The organism is Dolichospermum sp. FACHB-1091, assembly GCF_014697585.1.
In the GTDB taxonomy this organism is placed as follows: Bacteria; Cyanobacteriota; Cyanobacteriia; order Cyanobacteriales; family Nostocaceae; genus Dolichospermum.
On record NZ_JACJSB010000009.1, the window covers coordinates 54,466 to 80,070 of the forward strand.

Genomic DNA, 25,605 nt, shown 5'->3' on the forward strand with positions numbered 1-25,605 from the left:
TACTATAATACCCTGTTAGAAATATGTAAAAAAACTATTAGCTAAAATAGCAGCTTGAGTTCTGTTTCTGAGATTTAGAACATTTACAATATTTTCATTTGAGTTTTGGGTTATTTATATGATAGGAAACTGAGGGATTATATCATCTATCTCTGTCATTAATTTAATTGTTTCTATGACGACAATAATTATTTTTTGATAATGAGTAATTTCCGCGTCAGATAAATATATATTAACACTTTTTCTGTCTTTTAACCATTTATCTAATACTTGATAACCACCAATTTTAAATTCCCATACTATTGGAGAAACTCCCGAAAAATAACAGTTCTGATTAATCAAAATTTGCTGTTTATTTGTATTATATTTAACTTGATTTATTTCATTTTTACCATCACCTTGATAATGAATAGCGCCTCTTTCTTCTCCATTAAATAAAGGTAAATTAGCAGTAGTAGAAGTTTCTGATTTAGTCATGGGAGTTGGGGGCAGATTTTTCATCAAATGTAAATTAACTAACTTTTCTCCTTTGATAACTAATTGATTAAATAATTCATTATTGCTAGTTAAAGGAAGACGCGGAAAATCAATCTTTAAAAACTGGGAGTATCGTTGACGATATTGAGGAGAATGAAACACAGCATAAATATAATAAAAGATATTTTCTGCTGTGGGAATATAACCTAATTTGGACTTAATTGCAGTGATAAATTCTGGAGAAAAATTAGGTTTTCTGTCTTGGGTTGTTTCGTTTTCTGGATAAATATAAAGAGGGAATAAATAATTAATTTCCTTGGTCTTATTAGAAATAGCACAAGATTCTATCATATCTTGAGTAGTACCAACTAAAGACCATTCCCCAGACTGAGATTGTTGTCTAACGGTAATTAATGCTAAATTATCACCTAATAACATATTTTTCATCACATCATTTCGAGGCATACAAATAAATCCCCTTGATTTACCTGTATAATAGGTGTATTTGATATCAAAAAGACGATATAAAATCCGTTTAATCGAATTTCTATTTATTGTATTAATTTGATTTTGTTTAACTCTGCTTTTTTTAATATCATCTTGCGCTAAAGCAACTTGCCAATCTCTTGTATCTTTTCCTAAATTATGCTTTTCTCTTGCCTCTTCTGGTGGTAAAAATGCAAAATCATTAACAATTTTTTCCACGTCTTCAGGAGTTTTCTGAATTGTTAAAGAATCTCGTGCTGTGACAATTCCCACAGAATTAACAAGCATGATATCAGTTATTTTCCAACCTCGATTATATTCTGCTAAAGCATAAACATCTTGAGGAGTCAACAAATAAAAAGGAGAAATAGGATTGATTTTTTCCCATGCTACGGTTTTCATCGTTAATTCTTTCAATAACTCATATTTATGTTCACGAGTTCCCCATAAATCAGCATAAAAAACGCCATTATCTGGTGCATTTTGTTGATTAAATATAAGCTGATTTTTAGGAATATCCTTAACAGCAATTAAAATCGCTACTCCCTGTTGAATATCAAAGACATTTTGATCTATACTTCCATCTGGAGAAACTTCTTTTTTCTTAGCATTACCATGTAAATTCAGAATATAAATCCGATTAAAACTTTGTAATAAACTTTGACGCATTCCTCGAAATGTGGGGTTATCTAAATAACCATGATTGGTAACAAAAGCTAAAATTCCTACTCCTGTTTTATCAATTCTCCATTGTCCAAAGCGAATAAATTTTACATAATCATCTTGTAACCATTTGGGATTTTTTTCATCTAAAGATAATCCATCTATTTGATAATAATCTTTAACTAATCCTTCTATCCATTCATTTTTATTTTCTGAATGTCCCGAATAGGGAGGATTTCCTAAAACTACATCAATAGGGATTTCCGTTTTAATTGCTGCTGCTTGGTTTGCTTCTGCTGAGATATACTGGCCTAAAATTAATTCTGATTTTTTCACTCCTTCATTTAAAGCATTAGTTAAAAAGATATTTAATCTTTCTTTTTCTTGAAATTCATAACCTAAGTTTTCTAATAATAATCCCAGTTTTAAATGTGCAATTGTATAAGGAGTCATTAATAACTCAAAACCATATAAACGTTTGAGAACTTGTTTATCTCTAAATAACTCATTACAAGTTTTAATTCCGTGTTTTTCAAAATGATTATAAATTTGGTTAATGACTTCATATAAAAAAGTTCCTGTTCCCGTAGCTGGGTCTAAAATTGTGACGTTTTTACTACCCAAACCATCATCTAAATTAAAATCATTTTCTAAAATATGATTAACTGCTTTAACAATGAAAGATACTACAGGTTCAGGAGTATAATAAACTCCTCTACTTTTTCTTAATGATGCTTCATAAGCTGCTAAAAATGTTTCATAAAAGTGGACTATGGGATCTTGTTTTCGTGTCTCTTGTCCAAAGTTTTCTAGAATATTATTCATATCAACTTTAGCTAAAAGTTCCACTAAACTATCAATTGTCCAATTAATTTTACTGATGATATTTGTGGAAATGACTGTAGTAAATAATCCTTGTAAAAAGGGAATTTTATCACTAATATAAATACCCGCATTTTGACGATTAAATTGATATGTTGTTTGTCCATGACAATGGCCTACCCTAGCGGTAAATAAACCATAAGCTATGGTTTGAGCATACATATCAGCAAAATTATAATGATCTAAATCTGGTAATAGTAACTCTTGGAATAATAACTTTAATTGAGTTAATTCTCCTGTTTGTTTTTCGCTTTTCAATGCTTCATTAATACTATAACGAATAGCTTTAGTTGCTGCGGCCATTTCCTTAGCTAAATCATAGTAGTTATTAATAGTTTTTTGTTGTTTACTGAGAAATGATCTAATTAATTCTTCTGTTTCTAATATATTAGAAGCAGGAATTATTTGATTGTTTTCAATTGTAGCTAAGGTGGTTTTTAATTGCAGTTTACCATCAAGATACCAATGAAACTGAAGATAATTAGTCAGGATCAGATTTTCACCAATGGATGATTCTAAATAACGTTGTAATTGTTCAGTTTTTTCAATTTTATCTAAGTTTTCTCCGATTTTTTTGGCTTCAATATAACCGAGTAATTGATTATTCTTTCTCACAGTAAAATCAGGAATACCTGCTTGATTTCCCAATTCTTCAACAGTGGATTTTATTCCTAAAATAACACTATTAATCAGATTTTCTAATGTGGAGTAGTGAGTGCGTTCACTGCCTTTTTCTAGTTTGCTTTGCAGTTGTTGTAAGTAGTGTCTCAAGTCCATATATTTTGCGTATTTTTTAAATAAATATGTGATGTTATTAATGATAAGTTGCTAGTGAAATACATCGTCAGAATCAGGATATCCAGCAATTATATTACTAATTACCAATTAGTAAGCTCTACTAAATAACTGGTCACTTTATGATTTTAATTGATTTTAAAGATAAAGGTGATGAAATTCATTAAGTTTTAATATTTCTTTACTTTATTTTCTGAGATAAATTTTCTAAAAACTATGATTTTGAGAGTAAAACAGTTTAATAGTTCAGTAAAGTAACTTGCACAATAATTTAACAAACTGCATTTGGATGAGTGTTAATTTCAAATGCGATCGCTCATACTTTGTAAACAAAATATAGTCAGATTTTAACCTCAATAAAAACCTCTACCATTATCCTGAATTATTAACTTTAAATTTTCTAAAGTTGTTGTTAATTCTAGTTTAATTCCTGAATAGGAGTGAATATTACAGGAACATACAAAACCGAAATAACGACAAATAACCAAAGGGTAATATGAAACTGAAGATATTATCACTGCTTGCTGGTACTCTGTCCTTAACTTTAATAACAACTCCCTTTACAGTGTAAGCGCAGGACAACCCACCCTTACCCCAACCTGGTCAAGAATTACAAGCAAGAGGTACATTTAAACACTTGAATTTGAACAGTGAACAAAAAGCGAAAATGAAGGAAATTCACACCAATACCCGCGCTCAAATTGATGCTATTTTGACCCCAGAACAAAAAAATCAGTTAAAAACTGCAATGGAAAAACGTAAAGCTGAACGTCAACAAAGACAAAGACAACATCAAGAAAGAAGAGAAAAGAAGGGTAATATTTTTCAGTCTTTGAACCTAACGGACAAACAGAAAGATCAAATTAAACAAATCCATGATTCGGAAAGACAAAAAATGCAAGCTATATTAACTCCCCAACAACAAGAACAAATGAAGAAATTCCGGGAAAATATGCGTTCCCGTCGTGAACAAAATAAACCACAATAATTCTTGGCGTTGCTGATTTGAGGTATGAAAATGATTTTTGATGATTTCAAAACCCTTGTAGAGACGTTCCTCATGTAGGGATTCTCGGCTCTACACATAAATTCATACCTGGTTTCATCAACGCCACAAAATGAAGTGCGGAATGTGGGTTGGATTTAAAGTTTTATCGAACCACAGAGGACACGGAGGTAAGAGTTTAAGTTTGCATTACATTATATTAATCGGATCTACGTCAATTGTTAGACTAACCGAATTTGGACAAAGCGATCGCACTTCTATCCAGTCTGGTAGGTTTGGTAATGAGTCAGCAGCAAACTTAAGTAATATCTGCCAACGATAACGGTTAGCTACTCGTAATATATTAGCTGGTGCAGGTCCTAATATCTCAAATTCTGCTTTGTCTTGCAAAAATGTGGCGATAATTTGCGCTGTGTTTTGTACTTGAATGGGATCTAAACTGCTTAACCGCAATAAAATTAATCTCCCATAAGGAGGATAATTAAGGGTTTGTCTTTGTTTTAATTCTTCTTCGGCAAAAGATTGATAATCATGTTTTTGCACTGCTTCAATGATAGGATGTTCTGGGGTGTAGGTTTGGATAATTACTCTACCTGGATCTTCTCCTCTTCCCGCTCTCCCCGCAACCTGGGTGAGGGTTTGAAATGTGCGCTCATTGGCGCGATAATCTGATAAATGCAATAGTCCGTCCGCAGCAACTACACCTACAAGGGTAACTTGAGGTAAATCTAAGCCTTTAGTTAACATCTGTGTACCTACTAACAAATGGGCTTCACCGTTAGCAAATTTAGTCAGGAGGTGACGGTGTGAACCTTTGGTACTAGTAGTATCACTGTCAAAACGAATTATTTTCAACTGCGGAAATTGTTTGGTTAATTCCTGCGCTACCCTTTGAGTACCACTTCCGAAAAATTTTAAATAAGGAGAACTGCATTCGGGACAATGGGGAGGATGTAAACGCCCATAATTACAATAATGACAACGTAATAATTCTGGCGCTCCCTCTTCTACATGATGATAGGCCAAGGATACATCACAATGGGGACATTCTAACACATATCCACAACTACGACAAGATACAAATGTACTATGTCCCCGCCGATGAATAAATAATATTCCCTGTTGTTGCTTTGCTTCTAATTGTTGTAAAGCATTTTGCAGCTGTCTACTAAAAATAGACCGGTTTCCCTCTTTCAATTCCTGACGCATATCTACGATTTCCACGGGGGGTAATGGCCGGGAGTGAATGCGTTCTGGTAATGATAGATATTGTTGATTTCTGCTCACCCAACTTTCTAAAGAGGGAGTTGCTGAACCTAAAATGAGTGTACAATGTTCTAATTCGGCTCGCCATTGAGCGACGGTGCGAGCGTGATAGGTGGGAATGGGAGCATCTTGTTTAAAGCTGCTGTCGTGTTCTTCGTCTAGGATAATTAAGCCTAAGTTGGGTAAAGGTGCGAAAATGGCGCTGCGAGTCCCAATGATGATTTGTGGTTCTCCTGTGAGCATTTGTCGCCAGGTGTCGTAACGTTCACCGTCGGAAAGGGCGCTATGATAAACGTGGACTTTGTTCCCAAATCTAGCCCGGAATCTGTCTGTGAGTTGGGGTGTGAGTCCAATTTCGGGAACTAGGACGAGAGCGGATTTTCCTTGTTCAAGTAGGGGTGATATGGCTTGTAAGTATACTTCTGTTTTGCCTGAACCTGTAATCCCGTGTAACAATACTTTACTAAATCCAGTTAAGGAAGTAATAGTTTCTAAGGCGTGATTTTGCGCTGGTGTTAAGGATTTCGCCCAATCTCCGGCTATTGCGGGTCCTGTTTCTCTACGTAATATTTCTTTTTCTTCAATTATTATATAACCTTTATCTACTAAGGCTTTGAGTGTAGAAGTGCTGGTACTACAAAGTTGTAATAGTTCATTTTGCCACATTTCCCCCCCTTGTCGTCTTAAAACTTCGACAATTTCTTTTTGACGGGGTGTTAAATCGTGATCACTATTATCTAAGAGGATGACAGCTTTTTGTAATTTCGGTTGGGTGAGTCGTGGCGGTTCTAAATAGTTTTCTGCTAAACCTAAACGAATTAATTCCTTAATTCCCCGATACGCGGCTTTAATTTTTTGTTGAATGTAGTGATAGCTATAGTCTGCTGTCGGGGTTTTCTCTAGGAGGGTGATTATTTGCTGGGCTGTAGGGCTGATGTAACCAGGAATATTTTCTTTACCCAAGGGAGTTAAACGCAGACGACGTTGTGATTTTCCTAACAAGCCTGGTGGTAAAGCGACGCGAATCACTTGAATTAGGGGTGTATAGTAATAGGATGCAACGCGGTTGAGTAGTGTCCAATAACCGCTAGGAAAAAAACCTTCACTAACGACATCTTCTACTTCACGAATTTTCTCTGGTGGTAAGTCTGCGGGTGTTTGAGTTAATAAGCGAATAGCGACACCACCTACCTGTGTGCCACCAAAGGGAACACTTAAAATATCCCCTGGTTTGATTTGTAAATGTTCTGGGATTTTATAGGTAAATAAATCCGAACACCCTGGACAGTCTACAAGGACTTCAACCCATTGAGATAATGTTGTTTGAGACTGATATGATCCTCCAGGTTCAGCTACAGCGATAACAGATGATTTTGCATTAACAGTATACATAATTTCTGAATTTATAAACAAATATTTTGTTCATGGACTTAGCTTTGTTCTGACCTGATTGATTATATCCCTTGGTTTTACTACAAGTAAATAGTATTTTACAATACTTAAATTATTGATAATACTTGATAATCTCTAACTTATGTAATTTACTAGACCAATTATTTTGTAGCATACCTGCAACAGGTATTTAATGTCAAGTATGCAAATCAAGTTATCTACATTAGGTCAGTAACAGTTAGGTGTAAGTTGATGATTGTTTTTAAAACCTATCGCTAGATATAGGCTTAGATGATAATAAATAGGTAATAGATAAGAGATATTAGCTGATTAAACAGTTTAATTTCTCGATATTCTAGAAAATAGTTAGTAACTAATAAATTCTGTTATTAATTAACCTAAGATAAAATTACCAAATCTGGTAGAGGGTTTTTCCCTCTGTTGATAGATATTAAATGGTTTGTCAATATCAGATGATTTTAAACATTAAATATTGTCCGGATTTTAAGTTACCATTTTTGTAATTTGGATTATTTAGTAAATATTCGTAGAGAGAAATAACTCTAGTACCAAAATGGCGATTTATTCAATAAACCTCTTCACTAAAACCGGAAACAAATCTAAACTTTGCCAAAAATCAACGAAAATTTAATATATATGATTTCTTCTTGATTTATGAACTTTACGCAGAGAATATTTACAGGCAACAACCAACAAACTTTTTCACAAATCATTTAGGATGGGTATAGGATCTGATTAATTTACATCTTCGATATTTGTTAAAGTTATAATCAAGGGGGGGGCTAACATATTTAATAATTGAGACAAGAAAGGAGTATATGTCTATTGGTATTCACAAAATAGATATTTCTTATGAATGCTAAAGCCATTAATGATTATAGGTTGTATCGAGCCACAGATAAAATCATGGACAAATACTGATTTGCATTCCTGATCTGGAATGATCAAAAAGAGAGCATTTTGCTAGTGATAAGGTGTATTTTGTCCTGAGGGGAAAACTATCAAGCCTGAAAGAGGTCATTGTCATAAAATTATGTACCAAACTAAGCAACAATCCCTAAAGGAAACTATGAATCTTGCTGAATTGGGAACAATGGAAATATTGGAGAATATTACTGATCATGAAGAACCATCACTGGAGAGTTTAGAGCAAGTGGTATATGAAGATACCTCACTTGTCGAAAACTTGGAATTAGAAGAACGCAATGGCGATGACATGGCCGCAGCCCGTCCTTCGGGATATAATAAAACCGAAAATGATGATGCTGTGGGCGCGTTTTTTAAGGAAATGGCGCGTTATCCACTACTTAAACCTGATGAGGAAGTGGAATTGGCGCGACGCGTCAGATTTTTAGAAGAAATTAAAGAATTACAAGCCGCTTTAGAATTAGAATCAGGAGCGCAACCCAGTAAAGGTGAATTAGCTTCCCAGTTAGAAATGACCGAAAAACAACTGGAAAGCCGCTTGTATCAGGGGAGAGTGGCCAAGCGGAAAATGATTCGTTCTAATCTAAGGTTAGTAGTATCTATTGCGAAACGATATCTAAATCGTGGTGTCCCTTTTCTGGATTTAATTCAGGAAGGAGCAATGGGTTTAAACCGCGCTGCGGAAAAATTTGACCCGGATAAAGGATATAAGTTTTCTACCTATGCTTATTGGTGGATTAGACAAGCAATTACAAGAGCGATCGCAAATGATGCCAGAACTATTCGCTTACCAATCCATATTGTTGAAAAACTTAATAAACTTAAAAAAGCACAACGGGAACTGAAACAAAAGCTCTCTCGTAACCCAACGGAGTCGGAAATGGCCGAAGCGTTGGAAATTACGGTTCACCAATTGCGTCAACTTCAACAACTCCGACGACAAGCTCTTTCCCTTAACCACCGTGTTGGTAAAGAAGAAGACACTGAGTTAATGGATTTGTTAGAAGATGAAGATAACCAGTCTCCCGAAGCAAAAATGAACGAAAACATGATGCGTCAAGAGATTTGGGAAGTTTTAGGGGACGTACTCACCCCCAGGGAAAAAGATGTCATTTCCCTGCGCTATGGACTCACCAGCAGCGAACCCTGTACTCTCGAAGAGGTGGGTAATATGTTTAATCTTTCCCGTGAACGAGTCCGTCAAATCCAAAGTAAGGCCATGCGAAAGTTACGCCGTCCCCACATAGCCAAGCGTTTAAAAGGATGGTTGGTATAAGTCATTAGTCATTAGTCAGTGGTCAGTGGTCAGTGGTCAGTGGTCAGTGGTTAAAAAATTTATCAATTTGGATATAAACTACGAACTGTGGACTAGAGACTAGAGACTACAGACTAATGAATACTAATACTAATTTAATTGTTCGATTTGCTCAACCTGGTGATGTCATAACGCTTTTTAAATTAATTCAAGGACTTGCAGAATATGAAAAACTATCTCATGCTGTAATTGGTAATGCAGAAGCACTTAAAGATCACTTATTTGGTTCACCAAAATATGTAGATGCAATTATAGCCGAAATTGACGGTCAGGCTGTAGGTTTTGCCATATTTTTTCATAATTATTCAACCTTTCTGACCAAGCCAGGCATTTACCTAGAAGATATCTTTGTTTCCCCAGAATATCGCCGTCAAGGCATTGGTAAAGCACTTTTGACTAAAGTAGCCCAAATAGCTGTAGAAAGGGATTGTGGGCGTTTAGAATGGAGTGTTTTAGATTGGAATGTATCAGCCCAAGAATTTTACCGCAATATGGGAGCAGATATTTTAGAAGATTGGCGGATTTGTCGAGTGACAGAAACAGGTCTGACCCAATTAGCAAATCAAAAATAAACAGATTCTTTTAGCCAGTCTTCAATTTCCATTAACATAATTTTACATTTTGCCAAAACCCTGAAAATATCAATCAATTAATCTCCAATTCTCAATTATTAGAGCCAAGTTTGACAGTCTGTCGTTTGACTAATCCAACGAAATCCAATGAGAATTATAAAGGATATTAGCACTGACTCAGACATTGTTGTAGAGAGAACACCTGATGAAAAAGATTATCTCCGTATTACTATTAAGCGTAACTATCTTCACCGTTGCCTTTAGTAGTCCCGCTTTAGCGGCTAATACAGCCAATGGAGCAGCAGTATTTAAGGCTAATTGCGCTCAGTGTCACGTTGGTGGTAAAAATTTAGTTAATGCTGCTAAAAGCTTGAAAAAGGAAGCTTTGGAAAAGTACGATATGTACTCTGCTGAAGCACTTGTTAGTCAGATTACTAATGGCAAAGGTGCTATGCCAGCTTTTGGTAATAAGTTAAAAGCAGATCAAATAGAAGATGTAGCTGCTTATGTACTAGAACAAGCTGATAAAGACTGGAAAAAGTAAGTTTACATCGGATTTGATAGCTTAACAGCGGGGCTTTTTGTCCCGCTAAATATTTGCAGTGAATTGAACTGAACTTAATTTAGTATATTCTTTGTCTTCAAAGTATACGGCGATTATAAATCGCAACTACACAAACAAAGTTTATCTGCATGAACTAGTAATCATATTCATTTCATTTTTGACTCTATTCTCAATCAAATAAATAATTATCAAAATTAGTAATAAAATATGGGGTTATCAGGTTTTATCATAGAACAGCGCGAAAAAGAAGCAGAAGCATTGAAAACTTTTCTTTTCTATAGTCTCATTGTTTCAGTAGCATTACATCTTGGGGTACTAGCTTTAAGTATTAATAAGTTTTTTCACAGAGTTAGGGAAATTAGAGAAGAACCAATTGAACTGACAATTCTGGAAACCATACCCCAAAAATTTGTTCAACCAGCAACAGAAATAAAATCTCCAGTCAAGATCAATTCTGGTAGTAGCGGTGGTGGAAATAACAGCGAAGAAATTTCCATACCAATAGAAAAAGGTAGTAGTCTAATCAATTCATTTGTACCACCTCTAGCTAAACAGTACCAACCAAAAATCACCAATCACTTTATCACTAAACCATCCCAAACAGTTACCAATTTTGAACCCAAAATAATAGCAAAACTACCAAAAAGTAACCCAATTAAAAACACGAATTTTCAACCTGAGACTACAGAAAAACCTGTAAAAATAGACCCAATTGAAAACACGAATTTTCAACCTAAGACCATATTGAAATTACCAAAAATCAACCCAATACAGAAATTAGATGAAAACTCAAATAACTTCCCGTCTGCTGAACCTCAAGCAGATACAAAACCAACAGATATCCCACCATTAAATTCAGAAAATCCAACCAATATTAGTCCCTACAATATCCCCTCAACAAACCCCACCGTTTTCACACAGTTACCGCAGAATGGGAATAGTACGGGTAATGGTACGGGTAATGGTGCTGGTAATGGTATGGGTAATGGTGCTGGTAATGGTGCTGGTAATGGTGCTGGTAATGGTGCTGGTAATGGTGCTGGTAATGGTGCTGGTAATGGTGCTGAAGCAGAAAGCAACCCAATAGCGACCCCAACCAAACCCACGATAGAAAATAGTTCTAAGTTAAATCGTAAAGCAGAATGTATTTCGTGTCAAATTAAGTACCCAGATAGAGCCAAGAAGCGTGGAGCAGAAGGTACTGCATTAATTGGTATTGATACAGATGACAATGGTACTGTTACGCAGGTGCGGTTAATTCGTTCCAGTGGTGATAGCGAACTAGACGAAGCGGCTGAAAAATATGCACAAGACTGGAAGTTAACACCTAAAGAGGGAGGAAGAGAAGCAGTGACAACCGAAGTTAATTTTATCATCAAAGGATCGCAACTTTACCGTAAACGTCAAGAACGTCAAAGAGAAAAACCTAGTGTGGGTAACTAGAAGTCGCGGTTACAAAAGCAACCCGACACTTCAATAATTTCAGTGACCACCTGTGTGATTTAAGTTCATATTAGTCCGCGTAGGCGGACTTGGTTTGTGTAGCAGTGACTTCTAGTCACCTTCTTATTTTCTAGATTAATTCAACTATGACAGCTTGTCTTTTGACACTGTTGCTATTAATAGGGAAAATTCCAATTAGTGATTGTTATTACCGGGTGTGAGTTGAGAAATATGGATAGAAAATTCTTTGTTTTACCAGTATCTTTATTGAGCTTATTGGTAGCAGTTCCCTCTATGGCTGCTGATTATGAGCAGTCAGATATTCCTAATTTAAATGAAATTGAATTACCCAGCACAAATGCTGAATTATTAACTCAACAACCAGGAGAGAATGAAGTTAAGAAAGAACCCAATTCAGAAGGAGATTTAACACCTACCAATGATCCAGATATATCTCTAGAAACGATTGGAGAAAAAGACCTTCTTCCTGAATCTACTCCTACCTATGTAATTGAAAAAGAAGAAATTAAAAAACAGGGTGCAACTAGTGTTGCTGATGTTTTGAAAAAAATGCCTGGTTTTGCAATTAATGATGTAGGACATGGTGCAGATATTCACACAGGTACATATTATCGAGGAGCTTCTATTGAACAATCTGTATTTTTAATTAATGGTAGACCGATTAATGCAAATATTAGTACCTATCATGGAGCAACAGATTTAAATAGCATTCCTGTGGAGGCTATTGAAAGGGTAGAATTATATAGTGGTACAGCATCTTCTTTATATGGTTCTTCGGCTTTTGGTGGAGTTGTGAATATTATCACAAAAGCAGGTTATGGTAAACCTAAATTAACTGGAAGTTTAGAATTTGGCTCATTAAATCTAAATAATCAACAGTTAACTTATGGTGGTTCAACTAATAAGGTAAAATACAATTTTAGTTTTGAAAGGTTCTTTATAGATAACCGTTATCCTGTTCCTGTTGGGGCTGCAAATAGAGATAGTGAAGGAAAGTTATTTAATGCAGATACAGCTACCAGCACTTACTTTGGTAGTGTGGGTATGGATTTAGATGCTAAAAATTCTTTAAGTTTAGATGTAACTACCCTCAGTAGTCGTCGGGGTTTAATTTATTTCGGTTTCCCTTTACAAAAAGATAGATTAGATCATGATGGTTTAAATGTTGGTTTATCTTGGAAAACTAAATTGGGTGAAGGGGAAGATTCCAATTTAACAACTACATTAGGCTACAACCGAGATTATTTTAGCACTTATGGACCAACGGGAGCGACATTTTACAGAACTGGAGTTTTAGATACACAACAATTTAAAACCAGGTTAGATCATGAATGGAAACTCACTGAAAATCATCAATTGCGCTGGGGTTTAGACTTAAAAAATACCGATTTAATTGCCAATGTTTTAAGTACAAATCCTGTCCTAATTCCTAAAAATGAAAGAGAAGATAGAAGCGTTTTAAATACAGCTTTATTCGCTGTTAATACCTGGGTCATTGACGATGATATCCAAATAGATTTAGGGTTAAGACAAAGCTTTGATAGTCAATTTGGTAGTTATTTTAATCCCAGTGCAGGTTTACGTTATACTTTTAGTCCAAAAGTGGCATTTCGTGGTAGTTGGGCGGGGGCGCAACGAAATCCTGGATTAGATCAATTATATGTTTTTGATACGGTTCATAATTGGAATCCTAACCCGGATTTAAAACCGGAAACTGGTTCTACTTGGACTGCGGGAGTAGATATCAAATTCTCGGAAAAACTGTTAGGACAATTTACTTATTTTGGAAATAGTTTAGATAATCGTTTGGGAATAATTAGTGCAAAATGGCAAAATATTGGTTTAGTTGATACCAAAGGTTTAGAAACAGCATTGCAATTAAAGGTTAGTCGTAATTGGTCAACTTTTCTCAACTACACTTATACAGATGCTCAAATCAAAACTGGCACAGAAACAGGATTACAATTAGGGTTAATTCCCTATTCTTGGTTACAAACTGGCATTGGTTATCAAAAAGATGGATGGGAGGGTAATTTATATGCTACTTATAATAGTGGTTCTCGTCGTTCTATTTTTAATAACAGTAGTGCTGGACAAAAAAATACAGATTTTGCACCATCTTTCTTTAATTTAGATTTTGGTGGCCGCATTCCTGTAAATAAAAATTTGGGACTAACTTTTTACCTGGAAAATATATTAGGTGAACAGTACGAACGAGTTAATCGAATTTATAGCCCCGGTTTTACTTTCCGGGTGGGTTTAAGTTCCAGTTTATAGGATTTTTATAGGATTTTGTTGGGTTGCGCTGTTGCTTATAGCGGTTCTCGGTTGAGTCAGATACAAGAACCCCACCCCCAACCCCCTCCCCGCAAGCGAGGAGGGGGCTTATGATGTATCTCATTCAAGTGCATACCACTATAACCCAACCTACGGTTATAATTTGTAGAATTTTGTTGGGTTGCGCTGTCGCTTAACCCAACCTACGGTTATAATTTGTAGAATTTTGTTGGGTTGCGCTGTTGCTTAACCCAACCTAGGATTTTACAGGGTTCTACGGTTCTGACTCAATTCCCAATTCCCGCAATTTAGCAGCTAGTCTTTCTGCTCTTTGATGTTCTCTATCTGCTCTTTGTCTTTCCTCCTCCGCTCTTTGTCTTTCCTGTTCTGCTCTTTGACGTTCTTGTTCTGCTTGTTCTGAACTCCATAGCAGTAAATTACCTGATTTATCCCACCAACGTAGCCAGTTCATGGTTTGTCCCAACCTTTCCCCAGACCAGATTCCCAGGTATAGTTCCAATTGTGGAATCCATAGCCGCCCTTGATTATCTACTGGGTGTAAAATATATCTGCCATCTTGCAAATAACGGACTTCTAGACTACTATCATAGGGATCATAAGTCACATAAGTGGGTATTTGGAGAATCTGCTCGTAAAAATGCAGTTTACCATAGGGAGGCGTTGATCTAATGGATAGTTCTCCTCCCTCTGCTTCTGAGAGAAATTCCATCACAATTGTGACTGCTGCACCATCTGTATTAGGGGTATAACTACGACGAATTACCCCCTCTGGTACGGAATGTACTTGAGGAACATAAAACCAGTCTGGAGCTTTGACGACAATTTTTTTATTAACTGTTGCTACCAGCCCCAAATTCGAGCCAATTAGCATTTCTGGCTGGATATATCCTGAAGCTCCCAAAGCATCGGTTAAAGCCGCTGCGAGAGCGGTTTGTTGAATATTTTCTACAGGATCGTCGGGTAATATAAAATTAGCTGGTAAGGGTTCCCAGGTGATGGTTGTTTTAGCTTTGATAGACGGGGCTTCGAGTACCATTTTATTAACCCTCAACCCGAAATGAGAAATGTTTGTGCAAATTAATTAAAGTATATCAACTGGAATTTAGACTAGTTTACCCTTCCAAGTCTTTTGAAGTCTTGTAATTTATCAAGGTTATATAACAAGGGTTTGAGCCTACCATGGAATAATTAGTCTAAATTCCAGTATCAAAGTTTGAGCCTGGATATGGTTTTGTTACAAATTGAATTTCTTATGCTTTTCGATATTTTCTTTTTGTACGTTGACTTTTTGTAATAGCTCTAGGGCAGATTTAGACGCATTCCGATCCATGTTTAAAGTTAACAAGCAACCTGGACATTTGAACTCAGATTGAGATAGTAAGCTATATATGGACATTTCAATGAAAAAATTGCACCTTGGGCATGGTATACCAGGAGAACGGGGCTGTGTTGGTGTTGCAGACATACACTAATTTCCTTGCAAAAAATATAAAGTTCAGGATTTTGGCTTTGCTAAATAAAAGCATCAACTGGTATAAACCAGAGGTACTTTCAGCACAAAGAAGAGTCAGACTCGTGGAATATTTTAATTGAGCTTAAATCATTGACCAATAAAATATGCTTAGGACTAACTCGCTATGGAGAATCTCCCGGAGAGGTTGTTTCGCTCTGGGCTGATTTTAACCGGTTGTGTTGTGTGACAAATGTGGTAGTATTAAATACTGTCATTAAACCTGCTAATCCTACAGGTAAATCTGCTTGCTTCATCTGCACAGTTACCTTCATATTAGAATCCAGACTTGAAAATGTCTTACTATCCTCCGAACGCCCAGCGGAAGGAGACAAGCGAGCCTTAAATCCTTTTAATTCTCCAAGTTCGCTATTCTTAGCTTTCTCCTCCACAGATTTAACACCATTCTCCAGAGCTCCCTTTTGTCCAGCTGCATCGCTTTTGTATTCAATTTCTGAAAAAAGGCGAATGTTAAAATCAAAATCTGCTTGCTCAATTTGTAGCAGTGGTAGTGGAATTAGAGATAAAAGTGGAACTTGAACGCGGAAATAGTCATCTTCCCCCGTCTTAGGGTTAGCCTGGGTATACCAGAATGTCACCATTTTCAGGCGGCCGAATGGTTTTCCAGTCTGTGGATCTATGGCAATATTGGGAGTATGTTCATCAGATACTTGTTCCATGCCATACTCAAGCATAAACTCAACAAAACGTTGGGATGCAGTGAAATCGGCCTCAATTGTGGCGATGAGAGGTGCAGCAATCAAATCTCGAAAATCAATCAGCTTATCGTCTTCTACAGTAGTCATAATTAATTTACGTGAAAAAATTTTAAATTTCTGGTTAAATTCATCCTGCCCTTAGTTCTACTCTTGGACTTTCTGCAAGCTTTGGCTTGTTTCAGCTATCATCCATCTGTAGTTATCTAATTGTGCGCTAATTCTCACTGAGGAAATCATTTCCTGGGGTATTTCTTTTAATTCATCTGGGTTGACAATGATATTAGCATTAGAACCTCCTGGCATTAATGTAATTAATTCTTTAGCATCTTGTTTACTAACAACAGTGTTAGCAACTTCATTAAATAATCTCCTTAGACGATCTCTGATCTCTTCTGGATCTCTATTAAATACCTCCTGTGTTTCTTCTAGCAAGTCTTGAATGTCTTCATGTCCTATTACACCATCTTCAAGTTTATCTGCAATAATCTCCTTGATATCGGCTTCCGTAACACGACTACTCCGTAAATAAATGTTTTTGGCTCGTTCAAAAAGAGATTGAGAAATATTTCTTTGCAGGAATTTGGCAAATTTTTGATCACGAATATTTGCTTTAACTGATTGCCAAAAATTGAGTAAATCATTCCTCCTTTTTTCTAAACTAGACATTGATGATTCTACTTGTGGTGGTGACACTAAGGGTACTACTTCACTAAGTCCAGTTGCAGTTTCTGGTGTGCGGTTAGTTATACCCAATTCGTCCATAAATTTTGTGATACCCTCGATGACCAGCTTAACTGCTTTACGGGCAATGTCATCACAATTTTCCCGCGTTTCTTCAACATCAAGAGTAGAACTATCCTCTAAAGATTTAACCGCAAACTTTAGGTCAAGTTCAATTTTTTGTAACGTCCCAACCGGGACTTGAAAATTACTCAGCGTATTATCTTTCCCATCCTCAAATTTTTTGTATTTATGGCTCAGTTGACTTGAGTATTCATTGGCTAAGTCTTGAGCCCTTGTCAAATCATTAAGAATTGAACTTACAAGTTGGCTAAGTAACATAACATTTAATCCTTTGATCCTAGCAATTTTAAAAACTTTCCCTCTGATACACCCATCTGCTTGCGCCAGTAGCATAAGTGATTAAAATATTCCTACAAGCACTAAGCAGAAGAATGGAGCTTCCATTCTTCTACTTAGGGGGTAATTTGTGCTAAATCTATTAGAATTTTGACAATGTTAACAAAATGACCGGAATTGGAAGATCCAGTAGATGAGGCTTTATCTCTTAACTTCCTGGTGCTGCTGGTGCTGCTGGTGCTGCTGCTGGTGCTGCTGATGCTGGTTGTGCTGGGATAACTACAGTAATGGTTTTTGAAGCTTGGGGATCAGCACATTCCACTTTGCATTTAATTTTTGCTGCGTCTATTTCTTTTTGATTGTTGCTAGTAGGGGTATATTTTAACGTAAACTCAACAGTACCATTTTCATCTGTCTTAGAGGCGGATGGTCTTGATAACCGAGTTTCACTGCCATTAACAAATGTAATATTAATATCCTTGCCGACAACACGTAAACCTTTATCATCGAACAAGGTCGCTGTAATATCAACTGTTTCGTCTTGTGCCCCAGACTTAATAACTATGACATCTGGTGATACTTGTATACTTGGCTTAGTTGATGTTGGTGTGATGCTACCTTCTAAGATGTTGAGAACTTTTGCCAGCCCTGCAGGCATATCATCTTGACCCGCATGGATTTTAAGATCCATCGTGTACTCAACAGAGTATTTGGATTCCTGTGTGGCTTTAGAATCCTTTTTACTGGAATAACTAGCGTTGAATTCAGTTGAGCCTTTGACAAACCAACCTCCAAAGCTGGCCGATGTTTTATTGCCAACACTAGTCTCCGAGGAACTATTATCCTCCTGGTATGTGGATGCTTCAGCCTTTATGTTGGCTTTAAATTGAATATCTACTTCATCTATTGCTAAATAAGGAATAGGAACAATGGTTAGCAAAGGAACCATCAGTTTAGCTTCTTTTCCGTCAACATAGTAGACAAATTCTACTTGAATAGGACGACGTTGATCAGCAGGTCCTGTTAACCCCACATTCTGAATAAAATCTACTGTCGCACCTGCCGCTTTAACCTGTGCGTCAATTGCTGCGCTTAAGGGTCCGCCAATCAAGGAAGAAAATGGAATACCTTGGAGGGCACTAGTTGCTGTGGTTGAAGGAGTCGTATCAATTGCCATTGTATTTACCTGTGGATACAGTTGATTATTCTATCTAGCAATAACATTATAACACTATAATTACTTACTTTTTTTTAGTCAATACTTTAGGCTACTGATTTTTTTATTTTTTTAAAACTAACATTTTGCGTAATATATTGAGTATTACTTAGTATAAGTAGCGCGTTTTCATTCTTTAAAATTTAGCAGAAGAAAGAGCAAAAGTTTTACTAACCTATCTTCCGCACCCTCAACTGTCACAGTCGGTTTTTACTGTTTTTCACGAGAGAGTCAGGCTGTATTATATACATAGTATCCATGAATTAACGGATATAGGATGCAGAGAAGGCATAATTTGTATCTAAAAAATCAGGAAAATTAAGTTATAATACTATGTGATAACCAGGGGTAGGGATTTTCACTACTCATAACAACTCCTAAGATGTAATTTAGATGTAATTTAATAGTTGAGTTATTACCCATTACCCATTACCCATTACCCCTTATCCATTATTCAACTTCTTTAATACGGGTTTTTCTTTCCAGAATTTCCTTGAGTATCAAAGTAACAACCGCCAAAAATGCTAAAATTACAGCAGCAGAAAAAGCCGCTTCGGTTTCATATTGTTTGTAAGCGTCTTCCACAAATAATGGTAAACTCTGGGTTGTATTAGCAATGTTACCAGAGACTACAGAAACTGCACCAAATTCGCCCATTGCTCTAGCATTTGTTAAGATTAAACCGTAGAGTAAACCCCAACGAATACTGGGTAAAGTGACTCGCCAAAAAATTTGCCAATCATTTGCACCTAAGGTTCTGGCGGCTTCTTCTTGGTCTTTACCAAATTCCTCTAAAATAGGAATTACTTCCCTAGCAACAAAAGGCATACTTACAAAAGCCGTAGCCATTACCATTCCGGGAAAAGCAAAGATGATTTTAATATCTAATGCTTCTAACCAAGGTCCAAACCAACCCTGTTTCCCGTACAATAAAACTATCATTAAACCGGCGACAACTGGGGAAATAGAAAAGGGTAGGTCAATTATACTGAGAACTATAGCACGTCCTGGGAATTTGTGCCGAGCGATCGCCCATGCCGCACATAAACCGAAAACTGCATTTAGAGGAATAGAAATTACAGCTAATAATAAAGTTAACCAAGCTGCGTGGAGAAATTCCGGTTTTGTCAGGTTGGATAAAAATGGTCCAGATCCCTTTTTGAAGGCTTCAAAAAAAACATTAATAGCGGGAATATATTGAACCAAAAATAAGTAGGAAATCGCTACACCAATTAAAATTGTTGGTACCCAACTTTGTTTTTTTCCCTGTTTAACTTTATCTATTGTCATATCTTCTTGCCCAAGCTTGTAAGAAATTAATTGCTAATAACAAAACCAAAGAAATTCCTAATAAAACCACACCAATTACAGTTGCACCAGAATAGTCATATTGTTCCAAACGTTGAAAAATTAACACAGGTGCAATCAAATCTTGATAGGGTGTGTTAGAAGAAATAATTACTGTTGAACCGTATTCCCCAACTGCACGGGAAAAACCCAAAGCGACACCAGTTAAAATTGTCGGTAATAAGGGAGGTAAAATTACTTTCCAGAAAGTTTGCCATTGAGAAGCACCTAAACTCCAAGCCGCTTCTTCAATTTCTGCTTCCATTTCCTGAAGCACAGGTTGTACAGTCCGCACCACAAATGGTAAGGATATAAATATCATAGCTACTCCCACACCCAAACGGGTAAAGGATACTTTAATGCCCATTGGTGCTAACAGTGAACCCAACCAGCCATTATCACTATAAACTGTTGCCAGTGTTAAACCTGCTACGGATGTTGGTAATGCAAAAGGTAAATCTACTGTAGCATCAATAATCCGTTTAAAAGGAAAATCGTACCGCACTAATACCCAAGCAATCAAAGTTCCAAACACGCCATTAAGTAAAGCAGCTAATAAAGACGTAACAAAAGTTACATTATAAGTAGCCAATGCTAAGTCACTAGTGGCAATTTCCCAAAACTTCGCCGGTGACTCTGTACTGGCCTTGAGAAACATGGCGACAATGGGAATAAATAACATGATAGTTAAATATCCTAAAGTAATTCGCCAAGTCCAGGGAAGATGAATTAAATTTTTTAAAAACACCTTCCCAGGTTGAATATTGGTTGTTACACCAGAAGATAGGTTCATAACTCAAAAATTACCGTTTATTCTTAGCTTGAATTTTATCAAAAATTGCTCCTTCAGCAAAGAATTTTTTCTGAATGGCTTCCCAGCCACCTAATTCTTGAACTGTACTCAAAGTTTTTATTGGTGGATATTTGTCCGCAAACTCCTTATTTTTAGCCACTGTTTCATTTACAGGACGAAATCCCACTTTCGCAAATTCCTGTTGTGCTTCGGGAGTAAACAAGTATTTAACAAAAGCTTCCGCTACTTGACGATTATCATGTTTATCAACATTTTTATCAACAATAGCAACGGGATTATCAATGGAAATATTCACATCAGGAAGAATATAATTAGTTTTTTCACCCTTGTCTTGGGCTAAAACAATTTCATTCTCATAATTGATTAAAGCATCACCTTGGCCTTGTTTAAAAAATGCGTCTGTAGCTTCACGAGCATCTTTGGTTAAGACGGGGACATTTTTATAAACTTTAGTCACAAACTCCGTTGCTTTTGCTTCGTCTCCACCTGTTTTAATTACTGAATTCCAAAGTGCTAAAAAATTCCACCGCGCTACCCCAGAAGTTTTAGGATCTGCGGTAATTAATTTAACATCATCTCTCGCTAAATCAGCCCAGTTATTGATAGCTTTGGGATTACCTTCACGAGTTACTAAAGCTGCAACAGATTTAGTCACAATACCGTCATTAGGAAATTCTTTTTCCCACCCAGGCTGAATTAGTCCCGCTTTTTCAATTTTTTGCGTATCTAAAGCTAGTGCTAGATGAACAATATCTGCTTCTAAACCATCAACTACAGCCCTAGTTTGCGAACCAGAACCACCGTAGCTTTGCTTAAAAACCACAGTTTGATTATGTTCTTTTTGCCATTTTTCCACAAATTTGGGAATAATTGCCTCATGAGCAGCTTTAGTAACAGCAAATGATACAATGGTTAGTTCTACATTGCCTTTTTTATTTGCTGAATTACTGCTTTTTATCCCAGAGCAAGCAGCGAGAGATACACTCAATACAGTTCCTACTAAAAAAAGTGATACAAAGCCTTTGAGGGAATTTGCTCTCCAGGTCTGTTGCTGTATTTTTAGTAATTTATGCCACAAATTCATCTTTTCTCCTTTAATCTCTTTGAATTTTGCTAAATCGTAAGATTTTAATTACAAGCCCTTTGCAGGTACTTAGTAATAAATACCAGGTAAAACTGCATATTGACGATAGGGAATAGGGAGATTTTAGCAGTATGTGGGACAAATGACAACCTCTTTAATTTTCATGTATTAATTTCTGATCATCTTTATTTTAATCTATTAATCATAATTACTTAATAAGTTTTTATTTTAAGCACTTAAAACTAATAAATATTTTACAATACATCCTGGTGAAATACTTACCAAATAAGATTTTTAAGCAATTTAATTATTAAAAAATAATTGCAATATATAATACATACAATATCCGATAGGAAAATGATTATTTTTAAGTGGAAAAACTATTGATTTTATTTATTGTATCTGGTATGCTTTTTCTGACCAATAAATACGATACTCCTGTCGGAATATCGCAGATTATATTAATACGCAGTTAAGGACACCATGACAAATAATTCTGTAACAACAAAGCCATTATTTCCCGCTTTATTCTTAGCAACTGGTTTAAGTATCAGTACAATTTTACCTGTATTCGCAAATACAACCCAGAAAACGCAAATAATTAGTCAAAGTGGTAAAAAAATAGAAATTACCTTAGTCACCTATGCTGTTACCAAGGCTGCTTACTCGAAAATTATTCCCGACTTTGTAGCAAAATGGAAAAGAGAAAAAGGCCAAGATGTGATCATTCGTGAAAGTTACGGTGGTTCTGGTTCTCAAACCCGCGCTGTCATTGATGGTTTAGGTGCAGATGTGGTAGCATTGGCATTGGCTGGGGACATTAAAAAAATCGAAAAAGCCGGTTTAATTCAACCAGGTTGGGAAAAGGAAGCTCCAAATAATTCCATTGTTACTCGTTCAGTAGTAGCTTTGGAAACTCGTAACGGTAATCCAAAAAAAATCAATACTTGGAGTGATTTAACCAAACCTGATGTTAAAATTGTCACTGCAAATCCAAAAACATCTGGTGGTGCTAAATGGAACTTTCTAGCTTTATGGGGTGCTGTGGTGAAAAATGGCGGAAATGAAAGCCAGGCTTTGAAATTTGTTACTAATGTCTTTAAAAATGTAGTTGTATTACCCAAAGATGCACGAGAATCTAGTGATGCTTTTTACAAAAAAGGTCAGGGTGATGTATTATTAAACTATGAAAATGAAGTCATTTTAGCTGCACAACAGGGAAAAACAGATACAACTTACACAATTCCCCCAGTAAATATTTCTATAGACGCACCTGTCGCAGTTGTGGATAAAAATGTGGATAAACATGGAAATCGTGAAGTTGCTGAAGCTTTTGTTAAGTTCTTATTTACTCCTCAAGCACAGAGGGAATTTACTAAAGTTGGTTTTCGTCCAGTTGACCCAACTGTATCCAAAGAAGTACAGAATAAATTTCCTAAGATAGTCAAACTATATACTATAGATAGTCTAGGGGGTTGGAATGGTGTCCAGAAGAAGTTCTTTGAGGATGGTGCTATCTTTGACAAAATTCAAAGCGGACGACGCTAAATATACCAGATTGTAATTTAATTTAATACCGGAATCAAAAAGAGGGGTTGCTGTTTTCGTTTATCCCTCTTCTTGTCTATGTCCTTAAAATGAGCATTCTTGGCAAATATCCAGTTAAATCTAGATATTTTGTAGTGGTAAACCATCCTCAAATACTAGTAATTCCCCCGGTTGAATGGGTGTCCAAACTTCATTATCCGTAAGTGGTGTAGTGACAATCACAGCAACGCGATCGCTTGGTGTAGTCAATTCACTAAAATCTACAGTCATTTCTTCATCAATTAAGTGAGCGGCCGCAAAGGGTGCTTGTCTAATAATGTAACAAAGTTTAGTGGAACAATGGGTAAAAAAGTGATCTCCGTCTGAGAGTATATAGTTAAAAGATCCACAAGCTGCTATTTCCTTGGTAATTGTCTGTAATGTGTGGTAAAGTTCCTTTAGGGGTGGTTGTCCTTGGGGAAAATGCGATCGCAAAGTATTGAGGATTAAGCAAAACGCTCTTTCGCTGTCAGTAGTACCCACAGGTTGAAAAACACCATTGTTTTCTGGGTAAAAATCTGGTAAATTACCATTATGAGCAAATACCCAATATCTTCCCCAAAGTTCTCGACGGAAAGGGTGACAGTTTTCTAGGGCTATTTCCCCTTGAGTAGCCTTGCGAATATGGGCGATAACATGAGTAGAATGAATGGGATACTGACGGATAAACTCAGCAATTGGTGAGGCTATAGAAGCTTCAGCATCTACAAAAATCCGACATCCTTTCCCTTCAAAAAAAGCAATTCCCCAACCGTCGCTATGTTCATCTGTTTTTCCCCCCCGTGCGGAGAATCCTTCAAAGGAAAAGCAAATGTCTGTGGGTACGTTGCAGTTCATTCCTAGAAGTTGGCACATTAGCGTTATACTTCTGATTGTAAACTCAAGAATAACATTAAAAAAAATTAAAATTAATAAGCACCAGTTTGGGGAAATTCATCATTCAAAGCCCATTTACCAATTTCCCGCAGTCTGTAATCAACCGGATCATGAAGTGTAAAAGTACGCATATTTCGCCAATAACGATCAAAGCCATATTTTTGACTCGTAGCAGATGCGCCCATAACTTCAAAAATGCGGTTGGTAATGTCTAAACCTACTTTTGTTGCTGCAACTTTAGCAGTATTCACAGCTATCATACATTCTCCCCTTTGTGTTGGGGTGAGGTTGTGTTCTTTTTCCCAAGCTGCTTGTAGTAATTCTATGGCTTGGTTAACTAAGGCCTTTACTCCTTGTAAGTCTACCCACATAGTACCATAGTGGTGAAGAATAAAAGGATCTTTGGTAACACATTCCACCTCTGATGTCAACCAAGGTTTTTTACGGTTTTGAGTATAATTTTTAGCTGACGCAAAAGCACCCTCAGCAATACCTAAGTAAATATTAGCCAGGTTGAGTTGAGTTATACAAGAACGAATAGTAGTAAAAATAGAATTTTGGTTGTATCTAGCCCCAATGATTTCCTGGGGATAAACAATCACATTGTCAAAATTGATATTACCGCTATCAGTTTGGCGTTGTCCCATGCTATCCCAATCAGTATTAATTTTTACTCCTTGTCTCCGACTGGGAATGACTAAAATAATTAATTCTCCCGTTGTTTGATCAATAGCTGAAAGTGGTAAAATATCAGAATCTACAGAACCGGAACAAAAGCTTTTACTACCATTAAGTAAAAAATGATTTTCCTGTGCTGTAATAACTGCTCTTTTGTCTCTAGGGTTAAGAGCATTACACCAAAACCAATTATGATTAACAGTTTCGCTATAGTAATATTGTTTCTGCTCAATTGTACCAAAGATATGGGGAATAACTACCCCAATTTGATGATATGAGAAAACATGAGCTAAGGAACTATCAACTTTAGCAAATTCCCGAATTATTTGGAATGTAGTTATCCAGGTTGCACCAATTCCTCCATATTCTTGAGGGATAATCAGCTTGAGTAGGTTACTTTTTCGCAAACTATCCCGTTCTGGTTTTGGTGTACCTCCTTGAGCATCTCTTTCTATGGCAGTTTTGGCAAATTCCCCTGCTAAAGACTGAGCTAAAATAATGTAATCTTTGACTTCTAATTCTAAATCATTTCCCATTAATCTCAAAACCTACTTATCAAAAATCT

Annotated in this window: 18 protein-coding genes; 7 read left to right on the forward strand and 11 right to left on the reverse strand. The window is 36.3% G+C overall.

Annotated elements, in window-relative coordinates; genetic code table 11:
• Positions 1-114: 114 nt before the first annotated feature.
• Positions 115-3,285, reverse strand: coding sequence for a type ISP restriction/modification enzyme (locus tag H6G25_RS07685; RefSeq protein WP_190391968.1), 3,171 nt, complete (start codon positions 3,283-3,285; stop codon positions 115-117).
• A 655-nt stretch (positions 3,286-3,940) separates the two neighbouring features.
• Between H6G25_RS07685 and H6G25_RS07690 the strand changes: the two genes are divergently transcribed.
• The gene (locus tag H6G25_RS07690) at positions 3,941-4,291 is read left to right on the forward strand and encodes a P pilus assembly/Cpx signaling pathway, periplasmic inhibitor/zinc-resistance associated protein (protein WP_242034906.1); all 351 of its coding nucleotides are present in this window, start codon (positions 3,941-3,943) and stop codon (positions 4,289-4,291) included.
• Between the two features lie 207 nt (positions 4,292-4,498).
• Here the strand turns inward: H6G25_RS07690 and priA are convergent, their stop codons facing one another.
• Complete coding sequence (priA, locus tag H6G25_RS07695) at positions 4,499-6,967, reverse strand: primosomal protein N' (RefSeq protein WP_190391969.1); 2,469 nt, start codon at positions 6,965-6,967, stop codon at positions 4,499-4,501.
• A gap of 1,054 nt (positions 6,968-8,021) precedes the next feature.
• On the opposite strand from priA, the gene H6G25_RS07700 reads away from it, so the two are divergent.
• The 5 genes from H6G25_RS07700 (at position 8,022) to H6G25_RS07720 (ending at position 14,108) form a co-directional block, all read left to right on the forward strand.
• Positions 8,022-9,191, forward strand: coding sequence for an RpoD/SigA family RNA polymerase sigma factor (locus tag H6G25_RS07700; RefSeq protein WP_028084629.1), 1,170 nt, complete (start codon positions 8,022-8,024; stop codon positions 9,189-9,191).
• A gap of 116 nt (positions 9,192-9,307) precedes the next feature.
• Entirely contained in the window at positions 9,308-9,802 is a 495-nt protein-coding gene (locus tag H6G25_RS07705; protein WP_190391970.1) for a GNAT family N-acetyltransferase, read from the forward strand.
• A gap of 205 nt (positions 9,803-10,007) precedes the next feature.
• Complete coding sequence (gene petJ / locus H6G25_RS07710) at positions 10,008-10,346, forward strand: cytochrome c6 PetJ (protein WP_190391971.1); 339 nt, start codon at positions 10,008-10,010, stop codon at positions 10,344-10,346.
• 228 nt (positions 10,347-10,574) lie between these two features.
• Positions 10,575-11,810, forward strand: a complete 1,236-nt coding sequence (locus H6G25_RS07715) for an energy transducer TonB (RefSeq protein ID WP_190391972.1) — start codon at positions 10,575-10,577, stop codon at positions 11,808-11,810.
• 231 nt (positions 11,811-12,041) lie between these two features.
• The gene (locus H6G25_RS07720; RefSeq protein WP_190391973.1) at positions 12,042-14,108 is read left to right on the forward strand and encodes a TonB-dependent receptor; all 2,067 of its coding nucleotides are present in this window, start codon (positions 12,042-12,044) and stop codon (positions 14,106-14,108) included.
• A 274-nt stretch (positions 14,109-14,382) separates the two neighbouring features.
• On the opposite strand, the gene H6G25_RS07725 is transcribed toward H6G25_RS07720, so the two are convergent.
• The 7 genes from H6G25_RS07725 to H6G25_RS07755 all read right to left on the reverse strand — a co-directional run bounded on the left by H6G25_RS07725 (position 14,383) and on the right by H6G25_RS07755 (position 21,899).
• Positions 14,383-15,165 carry a Uma2 family endonuclease gene (locus tag H6G25_RS07725; RefSeq protein WP_190391974.1) on the reverse strand — a complete coding sequence of 261 codons (783 nt, stop codon included), beginning with the start codon at positions 15,163-15,165 and terminating at the stop codon, positions 14,383-14,385.
• Positions 15,166-15,764: 599 nt separating this feature from the next.
• A complete protein-coding gene (locus tag H6G25_RS07730) occupies positions 15,765-16,445 on the reverse strand; it encodes a DUF2589 domain-containing protein (protein ID WP_190391975.1) in 681 nt (226 codons plus the stop codon).
• Positions 16,446-16,502: 57 nt separating this feature from the next.
• Positions 16,503-17,420 (reverse strand): hypothetical protein, encoded by a 918-nt coding sequence (locus H6G25_RS07735; protein ID WP_190391976.1) that lies wholly within the window; start codon positions 17,418-17,420, stop codon positions 16,503-16,505.
• Positions 17,421-17,646: 226 nt separating this feature from the next.
• Positions 17,647-18,615 carry a DUF2589 domain-containing protein gene (locus tag H6G25_RS07740; RefSeq protein WP_190391977.1) on the reverse strand — a complete coding sequence of 323 codons (969 nt, stop codon included), beginning with the start codon at positions 18,613-18,615 and terminating at the stop codon, positions 17,647-17,649.
• 489 nt (positions 18,616-19,104) lie between these two features.
• Positions 19,105-19,944, reverse strand: coding sequence for a sulfate ABC transporter permease subunit CysW (cysW, locus tag H6G25_RS07745; protein ID WP_190391978.1), 840 nt, complete (start codon positions 19,942-19,944; stop codon positions 19,105-19,107).
• Entirely contained in the window at positions 19,931-20,794 is an 864-nt protein-coding gene (gene cysT / locus H6G25_RS07750) for a sulfate ABC transporter permease subunit CysT (RefSeq protein ID WP_190391979.1), read from the reverse strand. Before cysT ends, cysW begins: the two co-directional genes overlap by 14 nt.
• A 10-nt stretch (positions 20,795-20,804) precedes the next feature.
• Entirely contained in the window at positions 20,805-21,899 is a 1,095-nt protein-coding gene (locus H6G25_RS07755) for a sulfate ABC transporter substrate-binding protein (RefSeq protein WP_190391980.1), read from the reverse strand.
• A 483-nt stretch (positions 21,900-22,382) separates the two neighbouring features.
• On the opposite strand from H6G25_RS07755, the gene H6G25_RS07760 reads away from it, so the two are divergent.
• The gene (locus H6G25_RS07760; protein ID WP_190391981.1) at positions 22,383-23,447 is read left to right on the forward strand and encodes a sulfate ABC transporter substrate-binding protein; all 1,065 of its coding nucleotides are present in this window, start codon (positions 22,383-22,385) and stop codon (positions 23,445-23,447) included.
• Positions 23,448-23,567: 120 nt separating this feature from the next.
• On the opposite strand, the gene H6G25_RS07765 is transcribed toward H6G25_RS07760, so the two are convergent.
• Both H6G25_RS07765 and H6G25_RS07770 read right to left on the reverse strand, forming a co-directional pair.
• A complete protein-coding gene (locus H6G25_RS07765) occupies positions 23,568-24,341 on the reverse strand; it encodes a class II glutamine amidotransferase (protein ID WP_190391982.1) in 774 nt (257 codons plus the stop codon).
• A 53-nt stretch (positions 24,342-24,394) separates the two neighbouring features.
• Complete coding sequence (locus H6G25_RS07770; RefSeq protein ID WP_190391983.1) at positions 24,395-25,576, reverse strand: acyl-CoA dehydrogenase family protein; 1,182 nt, start codon at positions 25,574-25,576, stop codon at positions 24,395-24,397.
• Positions 25,577-25,605: the final 29 nt, after the last annotated feature.